Origin of the sequence: Glutamicibacter sp. NPDC087673 (assembly GCF_044743255.1) — a bacterium.
Taxonomy (GTDB): domain Bacteria; phylum Actinomycetota; class Actinomycetes; order Actinomycetales; family Micrococcaceae; genus Glutamicibacter.
The window spans coordinates 609,385-633,229 of record NZ_JBIUWB010000001.1 but is presented as its reverse complement, the minus strand read 5'-3'; the positions used below and the strand labels follow the sequence as shown (position 1 = coordinate 633,229).

The window sequence follows — 23,845 nt, the reverse complement described above, 5'->3', positions numbered from 1 at the left end:
GATGCACAGAATATATTTTTGAACCCGCTCAGCGGGACGCCCGATAAGGAGCAGCGAAGATGAGTGCACGCACTGGAGAGCAGTACCTGGCAGGGCTCAAGGATTCCCGCGAGGTCTGGCTGGGCGATCAGCGCATTGACGTTACCGAGCACCCGGCATTTGCCGGCTCGATCAACGGCATGGCCGCCTACTTCGACTACCAGCACAAGTACGCCGATGACTGCCTGATGAACGACGAACAGACTGGCGAACAGCACAACGTCTCCCTGCTGCGTCCCAAGAACGCAGAAGACATCGCCCGCCGCCACCGCGCGTTCGACCGCCTGGCCCGCTACTCCAATGGCATGCTCGGCCGCACCCCCGACTACGTCAACGTGGTGCTCGCCGGCCACGCCTCGCGCCCGGACATCTTCGCCAAGTCCGGCGACCCGGTCTACTACGAGCGTCTGGAGAACTACTGGCGCCATGTGCAGGAAAACGACCTGGCGCTGACCCACACCATCGTGCACGCGGCCATCGACAAGTCGGTTGGCGAACTGCAGGGCATCAATGAAGAGCTGACCTTGCGCGTGGTGGACCGCACCGCTGAAGGCCTGATCGTGCGCGGCGCGAAGATGCTCGCCACCCTGGGCCCGATCGCCGACGAGCTCTATGTCTACCCGGCGGTGCCCATCCAGAAGGGCTACGAGGAATACGCGCTGTCCTTCGCGATCCCGGTCGCCACCAGCGGCGTGGTCTCGGTCTGCCGCGACCACTACGGCGTGGACCAGCCGGTAGTGGACAAGCCGTTCTCCTCGCGCTTCGACGAGCAGGATGCGGTCATCATCTTCGACGACGTGCTGGTCCCTTGGGATCGCGTGTTCATCGACGGCCAGCTCGATGTCTACAATTCCCTGAACGCCGGCACCGCCACCGGCAACACCCAACAGCAGACCGCCATCCGCGCCTCGGTGAAGCTGGAGTTCGCCTACGACCTGTGCGTGCAGATGGCCAAGGTCACCGCCACCGACAACAAGCCGGACACCGCATCGATGCTCGGCGAGATCTATTCCTACCTGCGCATCGCCCGCGCCGTGATCCACTCGGCCGAGGTCAACGCGTCCGAATGGGGCGGCGGGGCGTTCTTCTGCCACGACGACATCTCCGCGCTGCGCACCATGATGCCCATCTGGATGGCCCGCGTGAACGACATCATCAAGTCCATGGGCAGCCACAACCTGCTGGCCACCCCGACCGCGGCCTCCTTCGAGGACCCGCGCCTGGGCCCACTGCTCAAGAAGTACCTGCCGGGAGCCAACGGCATCGCGCCGGAGGAACGCGCCAAGATCTTCCGCACCGCTTGGGACTTCGCCGGATCCGCCCTGGGCAGCCGCATCGAACTGTACGAGCGCTTCTACCTGGGGTCGGTCAGCCGTGCCCGCGGGCTGGATCACCGCAAGGCGCAGATGAAGGGCGAGACCGGTGCCTTCGAGGCGATGTTCGCCGAGGTGGGCATCAGCCCGGTGATCGCCGAGCAGGCCGCACTGGACCTGGACGCCGCGGCAACGCGCGCCTAGGGAAGCAGGAAAATCATGGCTAACCCGACGCCCGATGTGCTCGATGCGCTGCTCGAGCACCTGCTGGAAACCCAGTACGGCCAGCTGCCGACGGCCACGATCCAGCGCGTGAACCAGCGCCTGCTGGATTCGGTGGGCGTTGGGCTAGCAGGGCACCGCGCCGACGACATTGCCGGACTCATCGAAGCGGCGCAGGCCTGGGGCCACGGCGATGAAGCAACCGTGCTGGGTACCGGAATCAAGCTTCCGGCCACCTCCGCGGCCTTCGTCAACGCGGCCCTGATCCGCTCCTTCGACTTCGAACCGGTGGAAGCCGAAGGCCCGGCCGGCAAGCAGGTCGCCGCCCACATCTCCGGAACCACCGTGGCCGTCGTGCTGGCCCTGGCCGAAGCCACCGGCGCCACCGGAGAAGAAGCACTGGCCGCTCTGGCGCTGGGCGATGACCTGGCAGCCCGCCTGGCCATCGCCGGCGGCTTCGACGTGTACTCGGGGCAGGATAATACCGGCACCTTGAATGCCCTGGCCGCCGCTGGAATCGCCAGCCGGATGCTGGGCCTGGACAAGGCGCAGGCACGCCATGCCATCGGCATTGCGGTCAACCAGGCTTCGGGCAATGTGGCGGCGATCTTCGATGGGGCCAACGGCTTCAAGCTGCCCATGGCCTTCGCCGCCCGCGCCGGAATTTCCGCCGCGCAGCTGGCCAAAGCCGGCATGAAGGCGGCGGATGATCCGCTGACCGGCAAGCACGGCTACTTCCAGCTGTTCGGCATCGACGCGCAGCCGGAACTGGCGGTGGCGGATCTTGGCGTGAGCTTCCATGGGGACTGCACGATCAAGCCCTTTGCCAGTTGCCGGGCCGCGCAGCCTTCGCTGCAGGCCTGCGCGGAACTGGTGGCCGACGGCACGGTGGGCTACAAGGACATCGAATGCCTCACCGTCCACCTGAGCGAGCGGACCCTGAACGGATTCGTCGGGGCGCGCTTCGAGGCGGGGGACACCCGCACCGTGGCAGCCCTGTTCTCGGTGCACGCCACCGCGGCGATCGCCTTGATCCACGGAACGGTTCGCCCCGAGCACCTGACCGCCAGCGCGCTGGCGGACCCGGAGCTGGCGCAGATGCTCGGGCGCATCGAGCTAGCCGGCACCCTGCCTAACAGCCAGCGGCTGACGGCGGAGATCACTGCACGGCTGCGCAGCGGCGAGGTGCGCCACGTGCGCGTGGAGCACCCGGACGGAAACATCTTGCGCACACCCCTGGAGCATGACCAGGTAGTTGAGAAGTTCTCGAAGAATCTCGAGTTCTCGCATCCAGAACTGGCAGCACGCAAGGACGCGTTGCAGCACCAGCTCGAACACCTCGCCAGCGCACCGGATCTGACTGATCTGATGGCGGCGCTGGACCCCGCTAGAAACTTCACCCCGAATTACCAGGAGCAACTCCCATGAGCATCACCAACCTTGAATCGGTCGCCCCAGTAGACATGAACACCTTCCGCAACGTCGTCGGCCACTTCGCCTCCGGTGTCACGGTGATCACCACGGCCGTGGACGGCCAGCTCTACGGCACCACCGCTTCGGCAGTGTCCTCCCTGTCGATGGAACCGCCAATGATGCTCGCTTGCCTGAACCGCTCCAGCTCCACCCATGACCGGGTAGTTGAAGCAGGCGTCTTCGGCATCAACATCCTGGCCGAGGACCAGGGCGCGCTGGCCTTCCACTTCGGCCGCAAGGGCGAGGACAAGTTCGCTACCGTGCCGCATACCCTCTCCGCGGAGGGCATCCCGCTGATTGACGGCGCATTGGCCACGATCGTATGCCATGTGGCCGAAACCCCGACCGGCGGTACCCACACCGTTTTCCTGGGACTGGTCAGCCACGCTGAAGCCCATGACCGCGAACCGCTGGCCTACTACCGCGGAACCATGGGCCGCCTCGAGCCCACCAAGGAGTTGGCTGCCTACCAGGCCACCCGCACCTGGGTGCTGCTGCGCACCAGTCCACTGGGCGAAGACCTCGACGTGGATGCCATCGCCGCGGCTTCCCGGGCCGACGCTGATCATGTAGCCAACGCGCTGGTGAAGCTGGAAAGCGAGCACCTGGTCTTCCGCACCGAAACCGGAAAATACCAGCCAAAGCCGATTACCGCAGAATTGACCGATTCGGCCTACGACTCGCGCGCCACCATCGAGTCCGGGGTGATCGCCTCGCACCTGGGCAAGATTTCCGAAGAGACCATTTCCAGCCTGCGCGAGATCACCGCGAAGCTGGCTGACCTGCGTGAGACTTCGGAATCGGACCTGGAAGAGTTCTTGGCCCTGAATGTCGCCTACCACGATGCTCTGGTTGGCGTTGCCGGCTCCAGCCAGCTGGTGGATTCCTTCCGCCGTTTGGGAATTGGCACCGTCTGGCGCCAAGCGCTGACCGCAGAGCAGTGGTCGCGCCAGCTGGACCACCGCCACGTTGCAGAATTGACCGAAGCGCTGGCTGCCGGTGACGCGCCAGCGGCCCAGGCAGCGCTTGCCGCGCACACCGAGTTCGGCAAGGCGCTGGCTCGTGAAGCAGTGGCCCGCCATGGCGGCCAGGTTTAGGCATTGAGGCGATAGCCACTGTGGAAAGGCGGCAGGTTGGAAGATCCAGCCTGCCGCCGTGGCTTTTAAAGCGTCGAAGTGCGGGCCTATTGCGCTGTGGCCCCGACAAAGAGGCGCAGCTTCCACTGGCCGCCGGTCTTGGCCCACACCGTGCGGTTGGCAGTTGCCAGATGCTTTTCGACGCCTCCGGAAATCAGATGCATTTTCATACTGCCTTCGACGACCACCACGTTGCCCTCCTGGGTAACGGACTCGAAGTCGTGGCTGAGCGCCAAATATTCGACGGCCCCGGAACCGAGCAGTTCCAGCAATGAGTCGCGGTCATCGACACGACCGGTGGAGTGGGTGTACTGCAAATCCGGCTCAAGCAGGTTCCCCAAGGTTTCGAGGTCACGGGCGAGCATGGCCGAAAGGCGCCGTTCTTCTGCGATGCGCAGTTCCGATTCAAGTGCCGCAGGGTCAATAGTCGTCAACGGTGATGGCTCCTAAGTAGCGTTTGGTTCGTAGGCAATCTACCAATAAGCAGTGGCGATGTGCGGATATTAGCGAGTGCTTTTACTGGGTGAGATGGAGTTTCAGGGTTGATCCCAGAAGTGGAAACTATCAGCCGAGGGTATGAGCCGGGCACGGGATAGTTACCTCGCATCGCTGATTCCCCGGGCCGCGGAAATTTCTACGATGGAATCATGCTCAAGAAAAAGTACCTCGCCACTGGCGCGCTCGCCCTTCCCTTCGCTCTCCTGCTCACCGGCTGCAGCGGTTCTGATCTCTTCGTCGACAAGTACGATGAATCCACCACTCGAACTGCCAAAACTTCAGAGAAGGCCGTGGCCGATGGCGTGCTGCCCGACTGGGTTCCGTCCGGCGGCACCGACGTTCAGCTGGTCCAGCGCAATACCGGCGCTGAACGCATCTTCGTGCTGAACTACGACGGCAAGCTGGACAGCGAACAGTGCAAGGCGCTGGAAACCGTTGGGAATCCGACCGAAGCCGAACTGGCCAAGGCCTACGCTTCTGACCCGCGCACCAAGAACCTCGAGCCTGACGAGATCTCAGCTACCCGCACCTTGGATGCCGACTGGTGGCCAGCCGATGGCCAAAGCGAGACGACTGATCTGTGCGGGCGCTTCTGGGTCCATCAGTCAGAGGGCAAGCTCTATGCCTTTGCTCCGGACATGGTTGCCCAGGTCCAAGCCATCGAGAAGGAGCGGGCCGCCAAGGAAGGCAAATAGAGGCTGGCCGCCACTAGCTGGGCTGCAGGCCGCGAACCAGGAAACTGGTTCGCGGCCTGCAGCTTGTTGCTCATGCGGATCAGAAGCGGATCACGCTGCGGGCGATGGACCCGGTTTCCTGCTTTGCATAGGCTTCGTTGATCTCGTCGAGCTGGATCTCCTGCGCCACCAGGTCATCGAGATTCAACCGGCCCTGCAGATAGAGCTCGGCGTAGTAGGGAATGTCATTGCGGACCGTGGAGGAGCCCATGTAGATGCCGTGGAGATTGCGCTGCGGGATCAGCAGGTCCAGCATGATATTCATTTCCAGCGGCTTGCCCTGGGGAATGCCGATGAAATACACGTGTCCGCCGGTTTTGGCGACTTCCAGGGCCTGGCGCTGCGTGGGGGCAATGCCGATGGCTTCGAAGGAATGGTGGACTCCGCGGCCGGTGATGGCGCGGATGGCGCTGACCACGTCTTCGGTGCCGCCGTTGATGACATGGGTGGCTCCGAATTTCTTGGCCAGCTCCAGCTTCTCTGGCTGCAGGTCAATGCCGATGATGGTCTTGGCGCCGGCCAGCTTGGCTCCCTGGATGACATTCAGGCCGATGCCGCCCAAGCCGATGACCGCGACGGTTTCCCCGGGAGAAACCTTGGCGGCGTTGAGCACCGCGCCCACGCCGGTGGCTGTCGCGCAGCCAAGCACAGCAGCCTGCGCGAATGGGATTTCCTTGGGCACCCTGACCAGCTTGTTCTGGTGCAGGACCGTGTACTCGGCGAAACCGGCCACGCCGAAGCCTTCTACGCGCTCGCCGTTGCGCGTCAAGCGTGCCGGGGTATCCGGTCCGCGCAGCGCATGCTGGGGATTCAAGCAGCGGTAGGTCGCTCCGTTGACGCATTCTTCGCAGCTCCCGCAGAAGCTGATTTCCGTGGCGATGACATGGTCTCCCACTTCGAAGTCGGTGGCTTCGGGGCCTAGCGCGATGACGGTGCCGGCCATTTCGTGGCCGACCACCATCGGCAAGGGGCGCCCGCGGTCTACGGTGGCAACTATGTGATCCGAGTGGCACAGGCCTGCGGCTTCGACCTTCACCAGAACTTCTTGCCCCCGCGGCTCGTCGACTTCGAGTTCCTCGATGCTGAAACCTTCGCCGATGGAGTTGATGACCGCTGCGCGCATTGCAGATCCTTCGTTAGATTCTTCTTCTAAAAATGCATTATTTCTAATAGTATATTTTCATTAGTGTTCTGCGTCACCCCCTTTGCGCGACTATTTTCTGGAGGAAGCATGAAAGCAGCAGTCGTTTCTGAAGTTGCCGGCTCTTTTGATGTCCTGGACATCAGCATTGACAACCCTGAAGCCCATGAAGTCCTCATTGACGTGAAGGCCAGCGGCCTGTGCCACTCGGATTTGCACGTGGCGACGTCGGACATCGGCTTCCCCATGCCAGCGGTGCTCGGCCACGAAGTCTCGGGTCTGGTCGTGGGCGTCGGTTCGGCTGTCACCTCGCTCTCGGTGGGGGACCGCGTGGTGACTTCTCCAGTGCACAGCTGCGGGGTCTGCAAGGGATGCCGCACCGGCAAACCCTACCAGTGCCGCGTGCCCTCGCACACCGACCGCACCGCGCAGCAGAATCCGCGATTGTCCCTGGGTGGGCAGCGGCTCACCCAGTTCATCGGTGTTGGCGGCTTCGCGGAACAGGTGCTGGTGCATGAGAACACCGTCGTAAGGGTTCCGGACGCTATCCCGTTCGACCGCGCGGCGCTGCTTGGCTGTGGAGTGGTCACGGGTGCTGGCGCGGCTATTAATACCGCGCGCATCCGTCCAGGCGATACCGTTGCCGTGATCGGCGCCGGTGGTGTCGGGCTGAACGTCATCCAGGGCGCGAAACTGGCTGGCGCGACCCGCATCATCGCTATCGACCTGCAGCCGGCCAAGCTGGAGCTGGCCAAGGTCTTCGGTGCCACCGACGTCATCAACGGCGGGGAGGGCGATGCGGTGGAAACCGTCAAGCGGATTGCTGGCGGGGGAGTGACGCATGCCTTCGAGGTCATCGGCCTGCAAGCCACCAGCGAGCAGGCGGTGGCCATGCTGGAAATCGGCGGCACCGCGTACCTGATTGGCGTTCACAAGCCCGGCGCGCAGATCAGCATCACCCCATTTGGAGACCTGATGGGACGCCAGAAGGGCATCCGTGGCGTGGCCATGGGGTCGAGCAATATCCAGGTGGACATCCCCATGTACGCCGAGTTGTATCTGCAGGGCCGTTTCAAGCTCGACGAACTGGTGTCAGCGCATATCAGCTTGGATGAAATCGACAAGGGATACGAGCAGCTGCGCGGCGGTGCGGTAGCCCGAAGCGTGATTACCTTCTAGATTTATCGACGCCGGTCGCTGAACGAAGCAAGGCCAGCAGTTCACTGATCTGCTGGCCTTGTTTCATGTTCTGGGGGTGCTGCTACTCTCCGGTCTGCGCGCGGCGCTGTATGCGCGTGGCGTACAAGACGCAGCCCAGCAACCCGATGAAGCTGAGCGCAACCGCCACGGACCCGGTGATGCCGGGCAGGTGCTGGTTCCAGGTCATGTTCAGGGTGACAAGCAGAGACACCAGAAATCCTCCGGTGAGGTAACTGATTGCCGAACTCATGGTGAACCTTCCGTGGGCAGAACGTGCTCCCGTGAGCCTAGCATCGCGCCAGTCGCTGTCCAAGGATTTGCCGGTGCTGGTTATTTGCGAGACGCGTGCTCCCAGAGCACTTCATCCACTGTTACGGGCTTGTCAATGAGCTCGAAGCGTGCCATTGCATCCAGGCCTGACTGGGAAGCCTCTGCATCGAACGCGGTGCCTGCCAAGGCGAACCGCGTTGGAGCTTTTTCCACCGGAATCTGGTTGACCTCGGCGTGTATCTTCTGCACTTCCTCGAGGTTTGCTGCATCGGAGTAGAACTCCACTGCCTCTTTCATGGCCGATACGAAGGCCTTGGCAGTATCTGGATTCGCACCGGCCCACTGGGAAGTGCTTAGCCACAAAGTGCCCGGCTGATTCCCCTGGTACTCGCGGACCGGGTTGCCCAAGGAGGGGAAGCCGGCCGCAATCATCTGGTGGTAGAAGACATCGCTGGGGACGACCGCGTCAACGGTCCCGGTCTCCACCGCGGCCTGCATCCCGGCGTAGGGCATGCCCGCTTCGCTGAACTCGTCGGCGCCCACCCCTGCGTCTTCCAGGGCTTGGAAGACCGGCAGATCGCTGCCGGTCTTCACGCCGATGACACCGATGGTCTTGCCCTTGAGATCGGCAAGCCTCGCAATCCCAGAGTCCTTGGCGACGAGTACTCCGGAGTTATCGACGTCCGGGTCGACCACGCCATTCGAAGCCAGCGCTTCGATCGGCAGGCCCTTTGCCACGGAGGTGGCGACGTTGACCCAGGAACCGGTGGCGATGTCCACCTCGCCGGAGATAGCAGAAGCAATCTGGGCGGCGGGGTCTGCGCCATTGATGATTTCAACGTCCAAGCCATGCTCTTCGAAGAAGCCTTGGGATTCGGCGAGGTAAGCCGGCTCGAACTGGATGCCGGCCACCGAGACCTTCAGCGGGATCAAGCCGCCCGGTGTTTCGGCGCCTTGCCCAGCGTTGCCGCAAGAGGCCAAGGCCATGGTGGAAACGAGCAGGACCGCGGACAGGGGCAGGGCCCGGCGCGCGGAAGATGGAGTTCTCAAGATGGCCTCGTCGTGCTTGAAGGGAATATGAAGTGGCAGGCAATCAGCTGAAATCTGTGATGACCGAACGGGCAACGCCCTGCCCGGCCTTCATCGCTGCGAAGCCCTCGTTGATCTGCGAGATATGAAGTTCCCGGGCAACGAGCGCGTCGAGCTTGAGGCGCCCGGCAAGATAGTGCTCGGTGTATTTGGGGACATCACGTTGCGGGCTGGAAGAGCCCATATAGATCCCGTGCAGGCTGCGCTGCGGCCCAATGATGTCGGACATGGCATCCAGCGGCAGTTGCGCGCCGGGCTTATGCAACCCGACCAGATAGGCATCCCCGCCTACACGGGTCATGCGCACCGCCTGCAAGCTGGTGGCCTGCAGGCTGATCATCTCGAAGGAATGATCCACCCCGCCGCCGGTGATTTCCTGGACCTTGGCGACAGCGTCTCCACTGCCGCCATTGATCGTGTGCGTTGCCCCGAATTCGCGGGCCAGTTCCAGCTTCTCATCGCTCAGATCCACTGCGATGATCTTCGAAGCGCCGGCGATCTGGGCGGCATTGATCGCGTTCAACCCGATGCCTCCAGCGCCAATGACTGCGACGGATTGCCCCTGGGCCACCTGGGCGGAGTTGAACACTGCCCCGGCACCGGTCAGCGTGGAGCAGGCCATCACCGCGGCTTGGGCGAAGGGCAACTCCTCGGGAATCCTTACTGCCTGGTTGGCATGCACCAAGGTGTACTGGGAAAATCCGCCGGTGCCGAACATCTGCATCACCGGCTGATCCTTGCAGCTGGCGCGCGGTGCTTGGCCGGCCGTGCGCAGCGTGCTGGGGCGGTTGGCGCAACGGTATTCCTGGCCCGAAAGGCACAGCGCACACTGCGCGCAGTACTGGATCAAGGCGGCCAGCACGTGGTCGCCCGCAGTGAAACCGCAGGCTTGGTTGCCGGTGCTGAGCACCACCCCGGCGACTTCATGGCCCAGCAGCAGCGGGGCGGGAAGGCCCAGATCCATGCCCGCCAGGTGGGCATTGGACTGGCACAGTCCAACTGCTTTGACTTCGATCAGCAATTCCGCGCCCAGCGGAGCATCAACGTGGATGTCCTCAATGCTGAAGCTGCCATCGCCGTGCCTTGCCAGTGCTGCCCGTGCGCTGAGTGCCATGGGGATCAGTCCTTGCGCAGGCGCACGAGGATCCGTGCACGGGCCTCGGTGAAGCGCGGGTCAGCCTTGGTGGCCAGCTGGTCGCGGGTCTCGCCGAAACCGGTGACGATCTCGTCGACTACGGTGGCCGGCTTCTCCGCGATCACGACCACCTTGTCGGCCAGGTACAGCGCCTCGTCGATGTCGTGGGTGACTAGCAGGATCGTCACACCCAGCTTGTGCTGCAAGTCCAGCACGAGGTCTTCGAGGTCGAAGCGGGTCTGCGCATCAACCGAGGCGAAGGGCTCATCCATGAGCAGCACCTTCGCGTTGTAGGCCAAGGCGCGGGCAATGGCCACGCGCTGCTGCATGCCTCCTGACATTTCCCAGGGGAACTTGCCGCCTTGGCCTTCAAGGCCCACGGCAGCCAGATGCTCATCGGCCAGCTTGTTGCGCTCGGCCTTGCCGATGCCCTTGCCCTGCAGCGGGAAGGCCACGTTTTCGCGGGTGGTCATCCACGGCATCAGCGAACGCGAGTAGTCCTGGAAGACCACGGCGAGATCGGGGTGCGGGCCGTTGATCTTCGTGCCGGAAACCTCGATGGTTCCGGCTTTTGGCTTCAGCAAGCCGGAAAGGCATCGCAGCAAGGTGGTCTTGCCGACGCCCGAAGGGCCGACTATCGAGATGAACTGGCCATACTCCACGTCCAGATCCAAATTCTCCAGGATCTTGTTTTCGGCCGGGCCGGCGCCATAGCTCATGGACATGCCGCGAACCTTCATGAGCAATGGTTTGGTTTCCATGGTCGTTTCAACGGGTGCTTGGGTGGTCATGGGATTCTCCTTGGTCAGAAGATGGAAGGTCGGACGGAAACGGAGGCTACTGGGCGCCGGAGGCGTGGTACCAGCGCAGGATCCGTTTTTCGACGAGCACGAAGAGGATCGAGATGATGTAGCCGATGACACCGACCAGCAGTGCGCCGGCCCATGTCTCCGGAACCTTGAAGGTGGCCGAGGAATTCAGGATGTAGAAGCCCAGGCCTTCAATGGAGGCGAACATTTCCGAAACCACCATCACGGTGATGCCGATCGGCAATGCGACGCGGATACCGGCCACGATCTGCGGGGTGGCACCGGGCAGGATCACGCGGCGGAAGTGCAGGCCCCGGGGAATGCGGTAGACCTTGGAGAACTTGCGCACCGTTGGCTCGATGCCCAAGATGCCGTCGATGGTGTTCAGCAGGATCGGCCACATGCAGGCGAAGGCGATGGTGCCCATCTTCGGGCCCTGCCCCATGCCGAAGACGCCGATGATCATCGGAACCAGTGCTGCCTGCGGGACAGCGCGGAAGAAGTGGATGATCGGGTCAACGATCTTCAGCAGCAACGGGACTTCGCCCAGCAGCAGTCCGCCGCAGATGCCGAAGAAGGCAGCCAGGGCCAAGCCGACAAAGAGATTGGACAGCGAGTACCAGGCGCCGGAAATAATCACGCCGTTGCCCAGGTCGCGGACCAAGGCTTCGAGGATGGACTCCAGCGAGGGGATGAAGAAGTTCGTGGAGTTTGCCGAGCCGAACCACCAAGCCGCAACCACGGCAACGATGAGCCATGAAGAAACCAGTATCTTGCGTCCGGCGGCCGCCGAGGAACTCGGAGCCTTGGCTTTCGAAGCGCGTGATGGCACTGCGGGGGCGTTCAAAGTTGCGTTAGTCATCGTTCTGCCTCTTCCACTTCAGCAAACGGTTTTCGGCCTGTTGCAAGAGCAGGGCGATGGCCCATCCGGTCAGGCCGGCGAAGAACAGGTAGGCGAAGGCCAGATCCCAACGCTGCGCCTGCTGCATCAGCGTGATCTGGCGTCCAATGCCTGGCGCCTGGGAGATCACTTCAACGCCCACCGCCACCAGGATGGCGATGGCCGAGGAAATGCGCACACCGGTCGCGATCAGCGGCAGGGCAGAAGGCAGCAGGACCTTGGTGAAGCGCAGCATCGGCGGGATGCGGAAGACGGCGACGGTGTCGGCAACCGCGGCTTCCTGGCGGCGTGCACCGTAGATGGTCTGGATCAGCACTGGCCACAGGCAGGACAGCGCGACGACGACGATTTCCATCATGGTGTTCGAGCCGAGCAGCATGATCACGACTGGCATCAGGGCCAGTACCGGGAACGAACGGCCGAAATCGATCAGAATCGAGGTGGAGTTGTCGAGGAAGCGAACTGATCCAATGACCAGGCCCAGGACGACACCCACGACCGAAGCAATGAGCCAGCCGGTGAGGGCTGCGAGCAGGGTCTTGCCTAGCCCGCCCCAGAAGGCCGCTTGGCCCAGGGCTTCGGCGATGGCAGAGAAGATCTTTTCCACGCCGGGGAGCATGGAGGGCATGGTTCCTGAGGCGATCACCAGTTGCCAGATGCCCAGCAGGGCGGCGATGGCCACGATGCGCAGGGTCCAGAGCAGACCCGGTGAAATCGTTGACTCTTTCATGGGAATCCTTGAGTAAGCAGTTGCAAGCTAGGGGTGCTGGTGGCGCCAGCGCAGGGGATGGCGCCACCGGTTGGGCGAAGCGGACGTGGGCTACTTGGCGTCTGCCGAAGCCCGGGTAGGGGCTTCGTCCCAGAGCACATCTTCGACGATGACCTTGTTCTCGACCAGGCCGAAGTGGACCATGGCATCGATGCCGGATTGGGCTTCAGCCACGTTGAAGGTGACGTCCGCCGGGACGAAGGTCTTGGGCGCATCGGCTACATCGATCTGGTTGGCTTCGGCGTGGACCTTGCGGACTTCCTCCAGATTGGCCGGGTCCGAGTAGAACTTCACGGCATCCTGCATAGCTGCGTCGAACTTCTTGGCGGTCTCGCCATTCTGCTCCAGCCACTGCTTCTGCACGGTCCAAACGGTTACCGGCATGCTGGACTGGAATTCCTGTACCGGGTTGGAGATGGTCTGGTAGCCCTTCTCCGACATCTGGTGGTAGAAGGAGTCGGCAGGCACTACTGCATCCACGGTGCCTTGTTCCAGGGCCGCTTCCATGCCCGCGTAGGGAACAGCAACTTCCGTGACTTCCTTTTCCTTCACGCCGGCCGCTTCCAATGCCTGGAGCACGGGGATGTCGCCACCGGACTTCACGCCAACTACGCCAATGGTCTTGCCCTTCAGGTCTGCCAGTTCCTTGACCCCGGAATCCTTGGCCACCATGACGCCGGAGTTGTCGGCCTCCGGATCAACCATGCCGTTGCCGCCAATGACCTGGATCGGAACACCTTGGGAGAAGGAGGTGGCGACGTTGATCCACGAGCCGATGGCAACGTTCACGTCACCGGAGACCACCTGGGCCAGCAGCGCGGCGGGGTCGGCGCCATTGACCAATTCAACGTCCAGGCCCTGGTCCTCGAAGTAGCCCTTCTCTTCAGCGATGCGTGCGGTTTCGAACTGGATCGGAGCAATGGCGACGCGCAGCTTCACCGGGCCGTCGGCGCTGGCCTCCTCGCTGGATCCGCACGCGGCCAGGGTGCCGATTGCGAGGGCAGAGACTGCGAGGCCGGAGAAGGCCTTCCGTGCAAAACGTCGTTTCGTGACCATGGGGATCTCCTTGAAAGCTTGGTGCCTAGGCGAAGGCTGCGAGTTGTCGACCGGGGTCGGTTCCCGGAAGAAGAAGTACATTGAGCATCAAAATGTATTCCTTGAATCACAATATATCTTTAGTATGATTGTGTGGCAAGACTCACATTCAAAATGATGCCAACGACGAAGCGCGCCGGGCAGACCAGGAGATACATTCCATGACAGCAACAGATCTTTCCGCCGTTCCGCTGGCTCAGCAGCTTCGCGCCGCTTTGGCGGCCACGCCCCTTCCGCTGGTGATCAATGGCCAGGAGGTCGCTGGCTCGGGGGAAAAGCTGCCGGTAACCGATCCCTCCACTGGCCAGCTGCTGACCGAGACGACGGCTGCCACCGCAGCGGACATCGACCGCGCAGTAGCTGCCGCCCGTGCAGCGTTCGAGTCCGGGCCCTGGGCAGAAATGACCCCGGCAGCACGCCAGCGGGCGCTGCACCGCTTCGCTGACGCATTGGAAGCGAACCTCGATGAATTGGCTACCCTGGAGTCCCTGAACTGCGGGAAGCCCTTCAACATCGCCCGCTTTGGCGAGCTGCCCGCGGGCATCGAGACCTTGCGCTACTTCGCCGGCTGGGCCACCAAGCTCAACGGCGAAACCCGCGATATTTCCCTGCCAGGAACCTGGCACGCCTATACCCAGCGCCAAGCCTTGGGTGTGGCCGCACTGATCGTGCCATGGAATGTCCCCTTCACCATTGCGCTGTCCAAGGTGGCTCCGGCGCTGGCGTCCGGCTGCACCGTCGTGCTCAAGCCCGCGGAGCTGACCCCGCTGACCGCCGTGCGCATGGCGCAGATTGCGCTTGAAGCAGGCATCCCGGCCGGTGTGCTGAACGTGGTCCAGGGCTTGGGGCCGGTGGCCGGCCAAGCGCTCGCCGACCATCCGGATGTCGACAAGCTCTCCTTCACCGGATCCACCGCGGTAGGCAAGAAGCTGCTGGCGTCGGCAGCGGTCAATCTCAAGCGGCTGAGCCTTGAGCTGGGCGGCAAATCCCCGGTGGTGATCTATCCCGACGCGGATCTGGACAAGGCCATTCCGGCCGCCGCCATGAGCATCTTCGGCAACTCCGGCCAGGTCTGCGCGGCAGGGTCGCGACTGTATGTCCACGAAGACATCGCAGACCAGGTCATCGAAGGCATCGCCGGATTCGCGAAGAACCTCAAGCTGGGCGCTGGCCTGGCAGAAGGAACCCAGCTGGGCCCGCTGATCTCCCAGGTGCAGCGCGAGCGCGTGCTGGGGTACATCGAGGCGGGCATCGCTGATGGTGCGGAACTCGTTGCCGGTGGCTTGGCCGAAGGCGAAGAAGGATTCTTCGTGCAGCCCACCGTGCTGAAAAATGTCAGTCCGGACATGTCCATCGCCAAGGATGAGATCTTCGGGCCGGTGCTCTCGGTGAGCACCTTCGGCGACGAGGATTCGCTGGCCGAGGTGCTGCGCCGGGCCAACGACACCGACTACGGTCTCAATTCGGTGATCTTCACCCAGGACATTTCCCGCGCGTTGACCTTCGCCAAGAAAATCCAGGCCGGCAACGTCAGGGTGAATACCGGTGCCGGCATGGATGCGAACATGCCGTTCGGCGGATTCAAGCAGTCGGGGTGGGGCGCCGAAAATGGCCGTGAAGGCATCGAGGCCTACACCTCGCTGAAGTCGGTCACCGTCAAGCTCGACTAACGGCAATGTTCTAATCCGGGACTGCTTTGCGCAGTCCCGGGCCGATAGGATGAGCTCATGAGCGAAAAGGAGCAACCCCGGCTGGCTAGCGCGTTGGCGCAGAAAGTCGTCGACACGATTGCGCCGACCATCAACCGCAATGTGAACATCATGAATGCTCACGGAGTCATCATTGCTTCTACGGATGCTGCGCGTATCGGTACCCACCACGACGGCAGCGCAGAGGCGATCCGACGCAACGGCATCATCCGTGTCAGCCAGGCCGACGGCTCGGCCGGAACCCAGCCAGGGGTCAATGTGCCGCTGGTGCTGAACGACCAGCTCTGCGGCGTTGTGGGCGTGACCGGAGCTCCCCACGAGGTGGAACCGCTGGCCGGCCTGATTGCATTGACCGTTCAATTGCTCTTTGCCCAGGAACGCGAGCACTCTCGCAGCGCGCGGCGCGAGACCGAAGCCCGCGACATTATTTCTGCGTTGATCGCCGGTCGCGTTGCACCTGAAGTGATCGACCGCTCGCTCGCAGCGCATGGTTTGCGCGGGCCGAAATGCATTGAAGCTTGGCTGCCCCGAAGCGTAGGGGATCCGTCGCTCGAAGAGCCGGCGAAGGATCATCACCGCACGTCATGGATTAGCCTTTCCGGCGCGTACTGGAGGCTTTGCGCTGCCAGCGAGACAGCTTTCGCTCCCGAGCGCATGGACCAGGAACGTTTCCTGGTCTCCGCGCCTGTCGAAAAGGCCGAGGATCTCATGGCCGAAACCGAAGTGCTGCGCGTATTGGTGGGCTATCCGGCACTCGTGCCATCCCACGCGCGGCGCCGCATGTGGAGCCGGGAAATTGCTGTGGCTATCGCCCGCACCCCAGCCCGCAGCCTGGAACATGCAGCTGCCCCAGCGATGCAGCTCAATGAGGAACAAGCCAGAACCCTGCTGGTCGTTGCGACAGCTGCTTCGATGAGCCAAGCGGCCACGGATCTGCATATTCACCGCAATACCTTGGTGCAAAGACTTGAGCGGATAAGCCAGGTCAGCGGCGTCGATATTCGGCGGTCCAGCGAATCCCTGAAACTCCAGCATGCCATCTACGCGAGAGTGGCCTTGGGCCAGCTGCATGTTTTCTAGGCCCTGGAAACGAGGGGAGCTGGCGCCGGGGCTGGGAAGGGTGGGGTGTTTGCACACATAGGCTCTTTCGAACCCAGGCAAATGTGGTCGTGTGCCCATAGGTATTCGGGGTCACTTTTCCTAGTATTGGCAGGATGATCGATCTTTGCGCCCGAAACCGGGGTGGCACGGTGGCATCTAGCCCAACGGGCAAAGCCTTGAGCAGCTTCGCCGATAGGGCTGGTCCACCCGTTGAGCCACTGCGGGCTGGACGCAGAGAACTACCGATATTGGCAAAGGAGCCAACCCGCCGTGTACGAACTGCTAGTTCTGCTGATCCTTGTTGTGGCCATCGTGATGGTCACAGCACGCCTGAAGATCAGCCCATTTCTCGCCCTCGTTGGCGCCGCTATCCTGGCGGCCTTCGCCTACCGGATTCCGCTGGCCGACGTGGCTTCGACGGTCACCACGGCTTTCGGCAGCACCATGGGAAATATCGGACTGGTGATCCTGTTCGGAACAATGATCGGTGTCATCCTGGAGAAATCCGGCGCCGCGATCTCCATGGCAGATGCGCTGATCAAGGTCCTCGGTACCCGGTTCCCCAACCTGACGCTATCGATTATCGGCTACATCGTTTCCATTCCGGTCTTCTGCGACTCGGGATACGTGGTGCTCAACTCGCTGCGCAAAGCCATCACCCTGCGTACCGGGGTCTCTGGGCTGGCAACTTCCATCGCCCTGATGACCGGCCTGTACGCGACCCACACCATGGTGCCTCCAACTCCGGGCCCGCTGGCCGCAGCCGAAAGCATCGGCATTGCCGATAACCTGGGCTTGATCATCGCTGTCGGATTGCCCGTTGCGGCCATCTCGGCACTTGCCGGCTTGGCCTACGCCAGCCGCTTCAACAAGTCCCAATGGACCCCGTTGCCAAGCGACGACCACAATGACATCTCCGAACTCGACTATGAGCAGCTGCGTGCAAGCTTCGGAAAATTGCCCAGCCCGGCGCTGGCCTTCATGCCGATCCTGGTTCCGCTGGTGCTGATCTGTGCCGCATCCATTGCGAAGCTGCCCTCGCACCCGATTGGCGAAGGCGCTGCCCTGGAAATCCTTTCCTTCCTGGGGACGCCGGTTATTGCGCTGATCTTCGGCTTGATCTCATCGACTTTTCTTTTGAGCGGTGGCAGCAAGCTGGCGGTCTTCAATGAGCAGATGAACGAAGCTGTACGCACCGCTGCTCCGATCTTGCTGATCACCGGTGCCGGCGCCGGCTTCGGCGCGGTCCTGGCCGCGTCGGATCTGACCACGATTCTTTCGGATTCACTCAGCGGACTGGGCTTGGGCCTGGCTGTGCCATTCCTGATCGCCGCTGCACTGAAGTCCGCCCAGGGCTCGTCCACCGTCTCAATGGTGACCACTTCCGCGCTGGTCGCTCCGATGCTCGGCTCCCTGGGCTTGGGTTCGGAGCTGGGCATGGTGCTATCCGTATTGGCAGTAGGCGCCGGTGCGATGGTTGTCTCGCACGCCAACGACTCCTACTTCTGGGTCGTCTCGCAGCTCAGCCGCATTCCGGTGATCACCGCCTACAAGACCCTGAGCGTGGCTACCGCCATCCAGGGCACCGCGGGGTTCCTGACTGTACTGGTCCTGGGAGCCGTACTGCTTTAGCAGCACGCCTTCCAAGAAAGCAACGGATCGCGCCATCGGCAGATGGCGCGATCCGTTGCTTTAAGCAGTGCTGGATTAGCCCAGGCCTGCCGCCGGGAAGCTCCGCGCGGCCTTATTCGCTGTGGCAGTCGAGATCACCAGCAACGCGATGGCGGCCAGGTAGCCGGTTCCGGTCGCGGCGAAGGCGAAACCGAATTGGCCCAGCAGGCAGAGAACTGCTGCGCTGGCCAATGCCGCCCAACCGGCCCAGGAAGCCGCGGCAAGCAGGGGCGCAGCCTGCTGATGCCCGGCGAGCCAGGCCCCATCGCTGGCCAAGGTGTGGCGCGTCTTGATGCCGATCGCCGCATTGCGAGCGAGCTTCCGGTCCCGTGCCATCGGGGCGAGGAACGCTGCGACCAGCGTTATGCTCAGCAACCCGAACATGAAGGCAATCACGCCTGCTGGATCCACTTGCCGCCTCTTCTGCCGATTGATCTTGAATGGCCATTCTATGCGGTCGCATGGAAGTGCCCTGATCCACGCTGTGTTCCCAATCGATGCCTAGGGGAACGCCTTTGAAATCCAGTTCCAGCATGCCAATTGCGTCATGCGAAGGTCATATGACGTCTTATCCGCCCGTTTTCCGGCAGGGCGAAGGCGCGAAGATGACCTATTTTGTCCTGCTGTTCCTCCGCATGACAGCGCCCTTCCCGAGGACCTGCCAGCAATGCTTGACTCGGAGCACAACCCATCCAGAGCGGCTGAGAGACCTGGCTCCGAGACGCCGCAGCAAGCCTGCACTCCGCAGGTAGTGCTAACGCCAGGTTCGATGGATCCGCAGATTTTCTGCATCCTTCGGAATCCATAGCCCAAGAGGAGAACGAAGATGACTGTACTGGATACCCAATTGCCGCGCGTGCCCTACACCGGCACTGCTGATGAAGCTGAACTGGCTCATTGGCGCGACGTCGCCCAGCAAGTAGCTGACAAGCTGGCGGCTGACGCGCTCGAACGCGACCGAAAGAACGCCCAGCCTTTCGCCGAAGTGCAGCTGCTGCGCGAAGCCGGGTTGCTCAATCTCTTGGTGCCTGCAGAATTCGGCGGAGCCGGAGCCCATTGGGAAGCGGCTTTCGAAGCGGTCCGCATACTGGCCGCAGCCGATGGCTCCATCTCGCAGTTGCTGGCTTACCACTACATCAACCAGTCCGGCATTGCGTTCTACGCCCCAGCAGAAGCGCAAGGGGCATGGTGGCAGCGCACCGTGGAAGGTGGCTGGCTCTGGGGCGATTCGGTGAATCCAGTTGATCCGGATTTGACGCTGAGCGCCGAAGGGGACGGCTACCGACTGAATGGAGCCAAGCGATTCTCCACGGGTTCCGGTGTTGGCGAGGTCATCGTCATCAACGCGCTGGTCCAGGGCGGAGAATACGACGGGCAGATTCTCGCGTTGGTTCTGCCACGCGATATCGATGGCTTGGAAATCGTTGACGACTGGGACTACCTGGGACAGCGGCTGAGCGCGTCGAATTCCTTGAAGTTCCACAACGTGCGGCTCGAAGCAGGGGACTTGCTGGGATTCGTCACCGATGAACCGGTCTCCACCCTGCTTACCCCCGGTATCCAGTTGGCCTTCGCCAACTTCTACCTGGGCATCGCCCAGGGAGCACTGGAGCGCGGCAAGCAGATCTTGCTGGGCCGCAAGAACGCCTGGCTGTTCTCGCAGGCAGAGACCTACTCGCAGGACCCGATCTTCCAGCGCACCGTCGGAGAGCTCAAAGCCCGCACTGCAGCAGTGGCGGCGCTGACCGAGAAGTTGGGCCGGAAATTCGATGCCCTGCTCTCGAAGGCCGGGGAAGTCACCCAGCCCGAACGAGCGGCGTTGGCCGTGGAAATTGCTGAAGCCAAGGTGGTCTCCACTGAGGTGGGAGTGGATGTGGCGAACCGGATCTTCGAGGTGACCGGTTCATCTTCGACTGCGAACTCGGTGGGTCTGGACCTGTACTGGCGCAATGTGCGCACCCATTCGCTGCACGACCCAGTGGACTACAAGAAGATCGAGGTCGGCGCCTACTTCCTGCGCGGAGAGTCCCAGCCGCTCTCGCTGTACACCTAAGAAAACTTCTCCCGGATTGGACTGAACGATGACTGTACTTGCAACTGGCAATCGACTCGCAGGCCTCAAAAACCGCTTCGCACCGCTCTTCGCGCGCATTGCGCAGGGTGCAGCTGAACGCGACCGCACCGGCGAATTGCCCTACCAGCAGGTCGCGGACCTGGCCGCTGCCGGCTTTGGCGCGGTTCGGGTCCCGGAATCGCACGGGGGTGCCGGTGCTACGCTGCCCGAACTCTTCGAGCTCTTCGTGGATCTCGCGGCGGCGGATTCCAATATTGCCCAAGCACTGCGCGCGCACTTCGCCTTCGTCGAGGACCGTCTGGTTGCGGCCCCCGGCCCGGGGCGCGACAAGTGGCTGGCCCGCTTCGTGGCGGGAGAACTGGTGGGCAACTCCTGGACCGAGGTCGGCACCGTCAAGGTCGGGGACGTGATCACCAAGGTCACCCCGGACGGCGAGGGAAGATTCAAGCTCAACGGCACCAAGTACTACTCCACCGGCTCGATCTTCGCCGACTGGCTCGATACCTACGCAGAGCGCACCGACACCGGAAAGCGCGTGATCGCCGCAGTCAACCGCCACCAGCCCGGCGTCGAGCTGGCCGATGACTGGGATGGCTTCGGCCAGCGCACCACGGGTACCGGCACCTCCACCTTCACCGATGCGATTGTCGCCGAAGAAGACCTCATCGACTTCGATACGCGTTTCAAGTACCAGACAGCTTTCTACCAGCAGGTGCTGCTCGCTGTTCTGGCCGGCTCCGCCAAAGCAGCCGAGCGCGACTTCGCCGCCGAGCTGAAGGCGCGCAAGCGGACCTTCAGCCATGCCGCGGCCAATCTGGCGGCCGAAGACCCGCAGCTGCTGCAGGTGATCGGCGAGGTCTCCGCGGCGGCCTTCGCTGCCGCGGCAACGGTGGAACGAGTGTCGACGGCATTGCAGGGAGCCTATGAAACTGCGCAGGCGCTGCACACCGGCGAGGTGACCGGGGAAGAGGACGAAGCAGCCAACGATGCGGCAGAGCTGGCCAGCGCCCAGGCGCAGGTGGTGCTCACGCCATTGGTCCTCAACGCGATCACCCACGCTTTTGATGCGCTGGCCGCCAGCGCCACGAGCGTTACCAAGAACCTGGACCGGCACTGGCGCAATGCCCGTACCGCCGGCAACCACAACCCCTGGGTGTTCAAGGCGCGGTTGATTGGCGACCTGGCGGTCAATGGCACCGAGCTTCCGCGCGTGTGGGCGATTGGTGCATCAAAGTAGATTCCATGGTCTTGCGAGCCCAGCATCCTTTGCCGGTGCTGGGCTCGTGGTCGTCGGCCCGGGGCAATTGATCGACCATCGTTCCAGTCGCCTGACGGATAGCTGCCGGCCTTGGCCCTAGCGCACCTGGGTAACCGTGCCACTTGCGATATGGAAGATATCCAAGTCGCGGGGCACGAAGAGGCCGCCAGAGAACTGTTTCGAGGCCCGCTGCCAAACTTCCATTCCAGATCCAGCGGGAACCAAATGATGCAGCGCCAAGTTCCGTGCTCCAGCCCGCTGGGCGATTCGACCTGCGTCTTCTGCGGTGGTGTGCGCGCGCCGATGATGTCCCATGCTCGCTTCCAGTTCGGAGGATGAAGCATGCGGGTAGCTACGAGCGATGGCCTCCAGATCAATAGCTTCATGGAACAGCAAGTCGCAGCCTTGGGACAGGCGCGCAAGATTTGCGCTTGGCGCTGTATCGCCGGAAACCACGACCGATCCATATCTCGAATCAAAGCGGAATGCGAATGCCGGAGCGATAGGTTGGTGCTGGACCAGGATAGCGCTAATTTTTACATGCCGATCAGCGTATATTTCAAAAGGCTCCATGTCCGGATGGTTGTTGTGGTTGGGGTGGAAGCCTGTGCCGGCGGGAATCTCGATATCTGCGCCATGGAAAATATCCGAAATATCAGGTGCCGCCGAATCCCGTCGGCGATCGTTGAGATCTGTCGCATGGGCGCGCAGCAGCAAGTTGACCATGGCGTTGGTCCCGGGTGTGGGCGACTGCGGAAATATGGCTTCCGGCTCTTCGGCCGCTGTCTGCATCGAGGGCAGCACTCCTCGATCACCCGGTCCGAAAACAGGAACCTGCCGACCCTCGGTGCCGCGGAACCCAAGGCCGCCCAGGACCATGACAGAATTCAGGTCAATGACGTGGTCTGAATGCTGATGGGTAATGAAAATTCCGCGCAGGGCAGTGGGGTGAATCCCGATCTCAGCCAGGCCCAAACCGACGCCATGGCCGCAATCCACCAAGTAAGCGTGGCCGTCCACAACGATCGCGGTAGAAATTCCGCGACGGTGACCGGTTCCTGGATCCGGCCTCAATAGCGGGCCGCCAGCAGTTCCAAGCGCCACTGCATGCATTCCGGTCTTCATCACTGGCTTCATCTGTCTCCTGTAGACGGGTTATTTCATCGGCAAGCTGATGCCATCATCCGCGGAGGCAATGAAGTAGTCAAGGAATAATAGATTATTCGTCTCATAACATTTTCTAGTTGGCAGCGGTCCGCTGCCCGCTGGCTAGACTGGGCGGGTGATCAACTACACCCTGCGCCAGCTGCAGTACTTCGTCGCCGTCGCTGAACTCGGCTCCATCTCCGCCGCGGCGAAGCAGTGCCATATTTCCCAGGCCGCAATGTCGCAGTCCATGGACGAGCTGGAACGCGCCGTCGGCTCGCAGCTGCTGGTGCGCCGCCGCGCCCGAGGCGTGGTGCTCACCGCGGTCGGCACCGACTTCCTGCTCGATTCCCGAGCCCTGGTGCGCCATGCCGAAGAAGTGCAGGACCAGATTGTCGAACGCCAGACCAAGCTCTCCGGCCCTTTGGTGATCGGCTGCTATTCCTCGCTGGCCGCATTCTGGATCCCGGTGATCTGCGAACGCTTCACCAATGTGCACCCGGATTTGCAGGTCACTCTCGTGGAGGGGGACGGAGCCGACCTGCAGGAGCGCATGCTCAAGGGCCACCTGGATGCGGTGCTCACCCATACCCGCCACCTGCTGCCGCAGGTCTCTTCGCGTACGGTGATGTCGGGCCGGCCCTATGTGCTGGTGGGAGGCAATCACCGGCTGGCCGATCGCACCTCCGTCGCCTTGAGCGAACTGGCCGACGACGACTTCGTCTCCCTGGACATCCCCACGGTGCGCGATAACCAGCTGGTGAATCTTCGCATGTCGGGCTTGGACCCCAAGGTGCGGTGGAGTTCGCAGAGCTTCGAGGCGGTGCGCGGGATGGTGGCTCGGGGTTTGGGCTATACCGTTCTGGTGCAGCGCCCGCCGGTCAACCTGAGCTACGACGGCTTGCCGCTGTCGGTATTGGAGATCGAGGGCGAGGTTGGCGTGAGCGATATCTGCGTGGCCTACACCGCTTCGGACCGCCCTAGCTTGCGGCTGCGCGCGTTCTTGGATTTCTGCGAGGAAGCCGGAGCCGAGAAAGAGCGCAAGGCCGGTTAGAACCCGTA

The 23,845-nt window shown here is 62.6% G+C and carries 22 protein-coding genes and 1 riboswitch; of the genes, 11 read left to right on the top strand and 11 right to left on the bottom strand.

Features of this window, described 5'->3' with window-relative positions; genetic code table 11:
* Nucleotides 1-59 precede the first annotated feature (59 nt).
* From ACIOTL_RS02990 to ACIOTL_RS02980, 3 genes are read left to right on the top strand one after another with little or no spacing between them, the layout of a single operon-like run.
* The gene (locus ACIOTL_RS02990) at nt 60-1,556 is read left to right on the top strand and encodes a 4-hydroxyphenylacetate 3-hydroxylase family protein (RefSeq protein WP_133833894.1); all 1,497 of its coding nucleotides are present in this window, start codon (nt 60-62) and stop codon (nt 1,554-1,556) included.
* 15 nt (nt 1,557-1,571) lie between these two features.
* On the top strand, nt 1,572-3,002 hold the full coding sequence (locus ACIOTL_RS02985; protein ID WP_105656460.1) for an MmgE/PrpD family protein: 1,431 nt from the start codon (nt 1,572-1,574) through the stop codon (nt 3,000-3,002).
* Nucleotides 2,999-4,144, top strand: a complete 1,146-nt coding sequence (locus tag ACIOTL_RS02980; protein WP_400341726.1) for a flavin reductase — start codon at nt 2,999-3,001, stop codon at nt 4,142-4,144. The genes ACIOTL_RS02985 and ACIOTL_RS02980 overlap by 4 nt, the downstream gene beginning before the upstream one ends.
* Before the next feature lie 86 nt (nt 4,145-4,230).
* Here the strand turns inward: ACIOTL_RS02980 and ACIOTL_RS02975 are convergent, their stop codons facing one another.
* Nucleotides 4,231-4,617 (bottom strand): nuclear transport factor 2 family protein, encoded by a 387-nt coding sequence (locus tag ACIOTL_RS02975; RefSeq protein WP_105656458.1) that lies wholly within the window; start codon nt 4,615-4,617, stop codon nt 4,231-4,233.
* 213 nt (nt 4,618-4,830) lie between these two features.
* On the opposite strand from ACIOTL_RS02975, the gene ACIOTL_RS02970 reads away from it, so the two are divergent.
* Nucleotides 4,831-5,376, top strand: a complete 546-nt coding sequence (locus ACIOTL_RS02970; RefSeq protein ID WP_332498767.1) for a hypothetical protein — start codon at nt 4,831-4,833, stop codon at nt 5,374-5,376.
* 79 nt (nt 5,377-5,455) lie between these two features.
* Here ACIOTL_RS02970 and ACIOTL_RS02965 read toward each other — a convergent pair whose 3' ends face one another.
* A complete protein-coding gene (locus ACIOTL_RS02965; RefSeq protein WP_105656456.1) occupies nt 5,456-6,538 on the bottom strand; it encodes a zinc-binding dehydrogenase in 1,083 nt (360 codons plus the stop codon).
* A 108-nt stretch (nt 6,539-6,646) separates the two neighbouring features.
* On the opposite strand from ACIOTL_RS02965, the gene ACIOTL_RS02960 reads away from it, so the two are divergent.
* Nucleotides 6,647-7,735, top strand: coding sequence for an alcohol dehydrogenase catalytic domain-containing protein (locus ACIOTL_RS02960; protein ID WP_105656455.1), 1,089 nt, complete (start codon nt 6,647-6,649; stop codon nt 7,733-7,735).
* 82 nt (nt 7,736-7,817) lie between these two features.
* On the opposite strand, the gene ACIOTL_RS02955 is transcribed toward ACIOTL_RS02960, so the two are convergent.
* From ACIOTL_RS02955 to ACIOTL_RS02925, 7 genes are all read right to left on the bottom strand, one after another.
* Nucleotides 7,818-7,967, bottom strand: a complete 150-nt coding sequence (locus ACIOTL_RS02955; protein WP_166650762.1) for a hypothetical protein — start codon at nt 7,965-7,967, stop codon at nt 7,818-7,820.
* Between the two features lie 119 nt (nt 7,968-8,086).
* Complete coding sequence (locus ACIOTL_RS02950; protein WP_400341723.1) at nt 8,087-9,076, bottom strand: ABC transporter substrate-binding protein; 990 nt, start codon at nt 9,074-9,076, stop codon at nt 8,087-8,089.
* Between the two features lie 43 nt (nt 9,077-9,119).
* A complete protein-coding gene (locus ACIOTL_RS02945; protein WP_400341722.1) occupies nt 9,120-10,229 on the bottom strand; it encodes a zinc-binding dehydrogenase in 1,110 nt (369 codons plus the stop codon).
* A gap of 5 nt (nt 10,230-10,234) precedes the next feature.
* Entirely contained in the window at nt 10,235-11,041 is an 807-nt protein-coding gene (locus tag ACIOTL_RS02940; protein WP_332486486.1) for an ABC transporter ATP-binding protein, read from the bottom strand.
* 46 nt (nt 11,042-11,087) lie between these two features.
* Nucleotides 11,088-11,921: an ABC transporter permease gene (locus tag ACIOTL_RS02935; protein ID WP_105656450.1), complete on the bottom strand. Its 834-nt coding sequence runs from the start codon at nt 11,919-11,921 to the stop codon at nt 11,088-11,090.
* On the bottom strand, nt 11,914-12,690 hold the full coding sequence (locus tag ACIOTL_RS02930) for an ABC transporter permease subunit (RefSeq protein WP_332486489.1): 777 nt from the start codon (nt 12,688-12,690) through the stop codon (nt 11,914-11,916). Before ACIOTL_RS02930 ends, ACIOTL_RS02935 begins: the two co-directional genes overlap by 8 nt.
* A 90-nt stretch (nt 12,691-12,780) precedes the next feature.
* Complete coding sequence (locus tag ACIOTL_RS02925; RefSeq protein WP_332595029.1) at nt 12,781-13,785, bottom strand: ABC transporter substrate-binding protein; 1,005 nt, start codon at nt 13,783-13,785, stop codon at nt 12,781-12,783.
* A gap of 200 nt (nt 13,786-13,985) precedes the next feature.
* On the opposite strand from ACIOTL_RS02925, the gene ACIOTL_RS02920 reads away from it, so the two are divergent.
* From ACIOTL_RS02920 to ACIOTL_RS02910, 3 genes are all read left to right on the top strand, one after another.
* Nucleotides 13,986-15,494 carry an aldehyde dehydrogenase family protein gene (locus tag ACIOTL_RS02920; RefSeq protein ID WP_332727583.1) on the top strand — a complete coding sequence of 503 codons (1,509 nt, stop codon included), beginning with the start codon at nt 13,986-13,988 and terminating at the stop codon, nt 15,492-15,494.
* A gap of 57 nt (nt 15,495-15,551) precedes the next feature.
* Complete coding sequence (locus tag ACIOTL_RS02915; protein WP_388024848.1) at nt 15,552-16,613, top strand: CdaR family transcriptional regulator; 1,062 nt, start codon at nt 15,552-15,554, stop codon at nt 16,611-16,613.
* Nucleotides 16,614-16,904: 291 nt separating this feature from the next.
* Entirely contained in the window at nt 16,905-18,266 is a 1,362-nt protein-coding gene (locus tag ACIOTL_RS02910) for a GntP family permease (RefSeq protein ID WP_400341720.1), read from the top strand.
* A 75-nt stretch (nt 18,267-18,341) separates the two neighbouring features.
* Here the strand turns inward: ACIOTL_RS02910 and ACIOTL_RS02905 are convergent, their stop codons facing one another.
* A complete protein-coding gene (locus ACIOTL_RS02905; protein ID WP_332498985.1) occupies nt 18,342-18,716 on the bottom strand; it encodes an SdpI family protein in 375 nt (124 codons plus the stop codon).
* Between the two features lie 274 nt (nt 18,717-18,990).
* Nucleotides 18,991-19,081: riboswitch (SAM riboswitch) on the top strand.
* Nucleotides 19,082-19,131: 50 nt separating this feature from the next.
* On the opposite strand from ACIOTL_RS02905, the gene ACIOTL_RS02900 reads away from it, so the two are divergent.
* Nucleotides 19,132-20,358, top strand: coding sequence for an acyl-CoA dehydrogenase family protein (locus tag ACIOTL_RS02900; RefSeq protein WP_332498984.1), 1,227 nt, complete (start codon nt 19,132-19,134; stop codon nt 20,356-20,358).
* A gap of 28 nt (nt 20,359-20,386) precedes the next feature.
* Nucleotides 20,387-21,616 (top strand): acyl-CoA dehydrogenase family protein, encoded by a 1,230-nt coding sequence (locus ACIOTL_RS02895; RefSeq protein ID WP_388024854.1) that lies wholly within the window; start codon nt 20,387-20,389, stop codon nt 21,614-21,616.
* Nucleotides 21,617-21,733: 117 nt separating this feature from the next.
* Here the strand turns inward: ACIOTL_RS02895 and ACIOTL_RS02890 are convergent, their stop codons facing one another.
* The gene (locus ACIOTL_RS02890; protein WP_400341717.1) at nt 21,734-22,774 is read right to left on the bottom strand and encodes an MBL fold metallo-hydrolase; all 1,041 of its coding nucleotides are present in this window, start codon (nt 22,772-22,774) and stop codon (nt 21,734-21,736) included.
* A gap of 145 nt (nt 22,775-22,919) precedes the next feature.
* Between ACIOTL_RS02890 and ACIOTL_RS02885 the strand changes: the two genes are divergently transcribed.
* Nucleotides 22,920-23,837, top strand: a complete 918-nt coding sequence (locus ACIOTL_RS02885; RefSeq protein WP_105656436.1) for a LysR substrate-binding domain-containing protein — start codon at nt 22,920-22,922, stop codon at nt 23,835-23,837.
* Nucleotides 23,838-23,845 lie beyond the last annotated feature (8 nt).

Bases quoted from the DNA above. Each gene is read 5' to 3' on its own strand.
- ACIOTL_RS02965 (WP_105656456.1), bottom strand. From the start codon at position 6,538: ATGCGCGCAGCGGTCATCAACTCCATCGGCGAAGGTTTCAGCATCGAG.
- ACIOTL_RS02990 (WP_133833894.1), top strand. From the start codon at position 60: ATGAGTGCACGCACTGGAGAGCAGTACCTGGCAGGGCTCAAGGATTCC.
- ACIOTL_RS02935 (WP_105656450.1), bottom strand. From the start codon at position 11,921: ATGACTAACGCAACTTTGAACGCCCCCGCAGTGCCATCACGCGCTTCG.
- ACIOTL_RS02915 (WP_388024848.1), top strand. From the start codon at position 15,552: ATGAGCGAAAAGGAGCAACCCCGGCTGGCTAGCGCGTTGGCGCAGAAA.
- ACIOTL_RS02980 (WP_400341726.1), top strand. From the start codon at position 2,999: ATGAGCATCACCAACCTTGAATCGGTCGCCCCAGTAGACATGAACACC.
- ACIOTL_RS02890 (WP_400341717.1), bottom strand. From the start codon at position 22,774: ATGAAGCCAGTGATGAAGACCGGAATGCATGCAGTGGCGCTTGGAACT.
- ACIOTL_RS02900 (WP_332498984.1), top strand. From the start codon at position 19,132: ATGACTGTACTGGATACCCAATTGCCGCGCGTGCCCTACACCGGCACT.
- ACIOTL_RS02920 (WP_332727583.1), top strand. From the start codon at position 13,986: ATGACAGCAACAGATCTTTCCGCCGTTCCGCTGGCTCAGCAGCTTCGC.
- ACIOTL_RS02895 (WP_388024854.1), top strand. From the start codon at position 20,387: ATGACTGTACTTGCAACTGGCAATCGACTCGCAGGCCTCAAAAACCGC.
- ACIOTL_RS02925 (WP_332595029.1), bottom strand. From the start codon at position 13,785: ATGGTCACGAAACGACGTTTTGCACGGAAGGCCTTCTCCGGCCTCGCA.
- ACIOTL_RS02960 (WP_105656455.1), top strand. From the start codon at position 6,647: ATGAAAGCAGCAGTCGTTTCTGAAGTTGCCGGCTCTTTTGATGTCCTG.
- ACIOTL_RS02970 (WP_332498767.1), top strand. From the start codon at position 4,831: ATGCTCAAGAAAAAGTACCTCGCCACTGGCGCGCTCGCCCTTCCCTTC.
- ACIOTL_RS02985 (WP_105656460.1), top strand. From the start codon at position 1,572: ATGGCTAACCCGACGCCCGATGTGCTCGATGCGCTGCTCGAGCACCTG.
- ACIOTL_RS02930 (WP_332486489.1), bottom strand. From the start codon at position 12,690: ATGAAAGAGTCAACGATTTCACCGGGTCTGCTCTGGACCCTGCGCATC.
- ACIOTL_RS02945 (WP_400341722.1), bottom strand. From the start codon at position 10,229: ATGGCACTCAGCGCACGGGCAGCACTGGCAAGGCACGGCGATGGCAGC.
- ACIOTL_RS02940 (WP_332486486.1), bottom strand. From the start codon at position 11,041: ATGACCACCCAAGCACCCGTTGAAACGACCATGGAAACCAAACCATTG.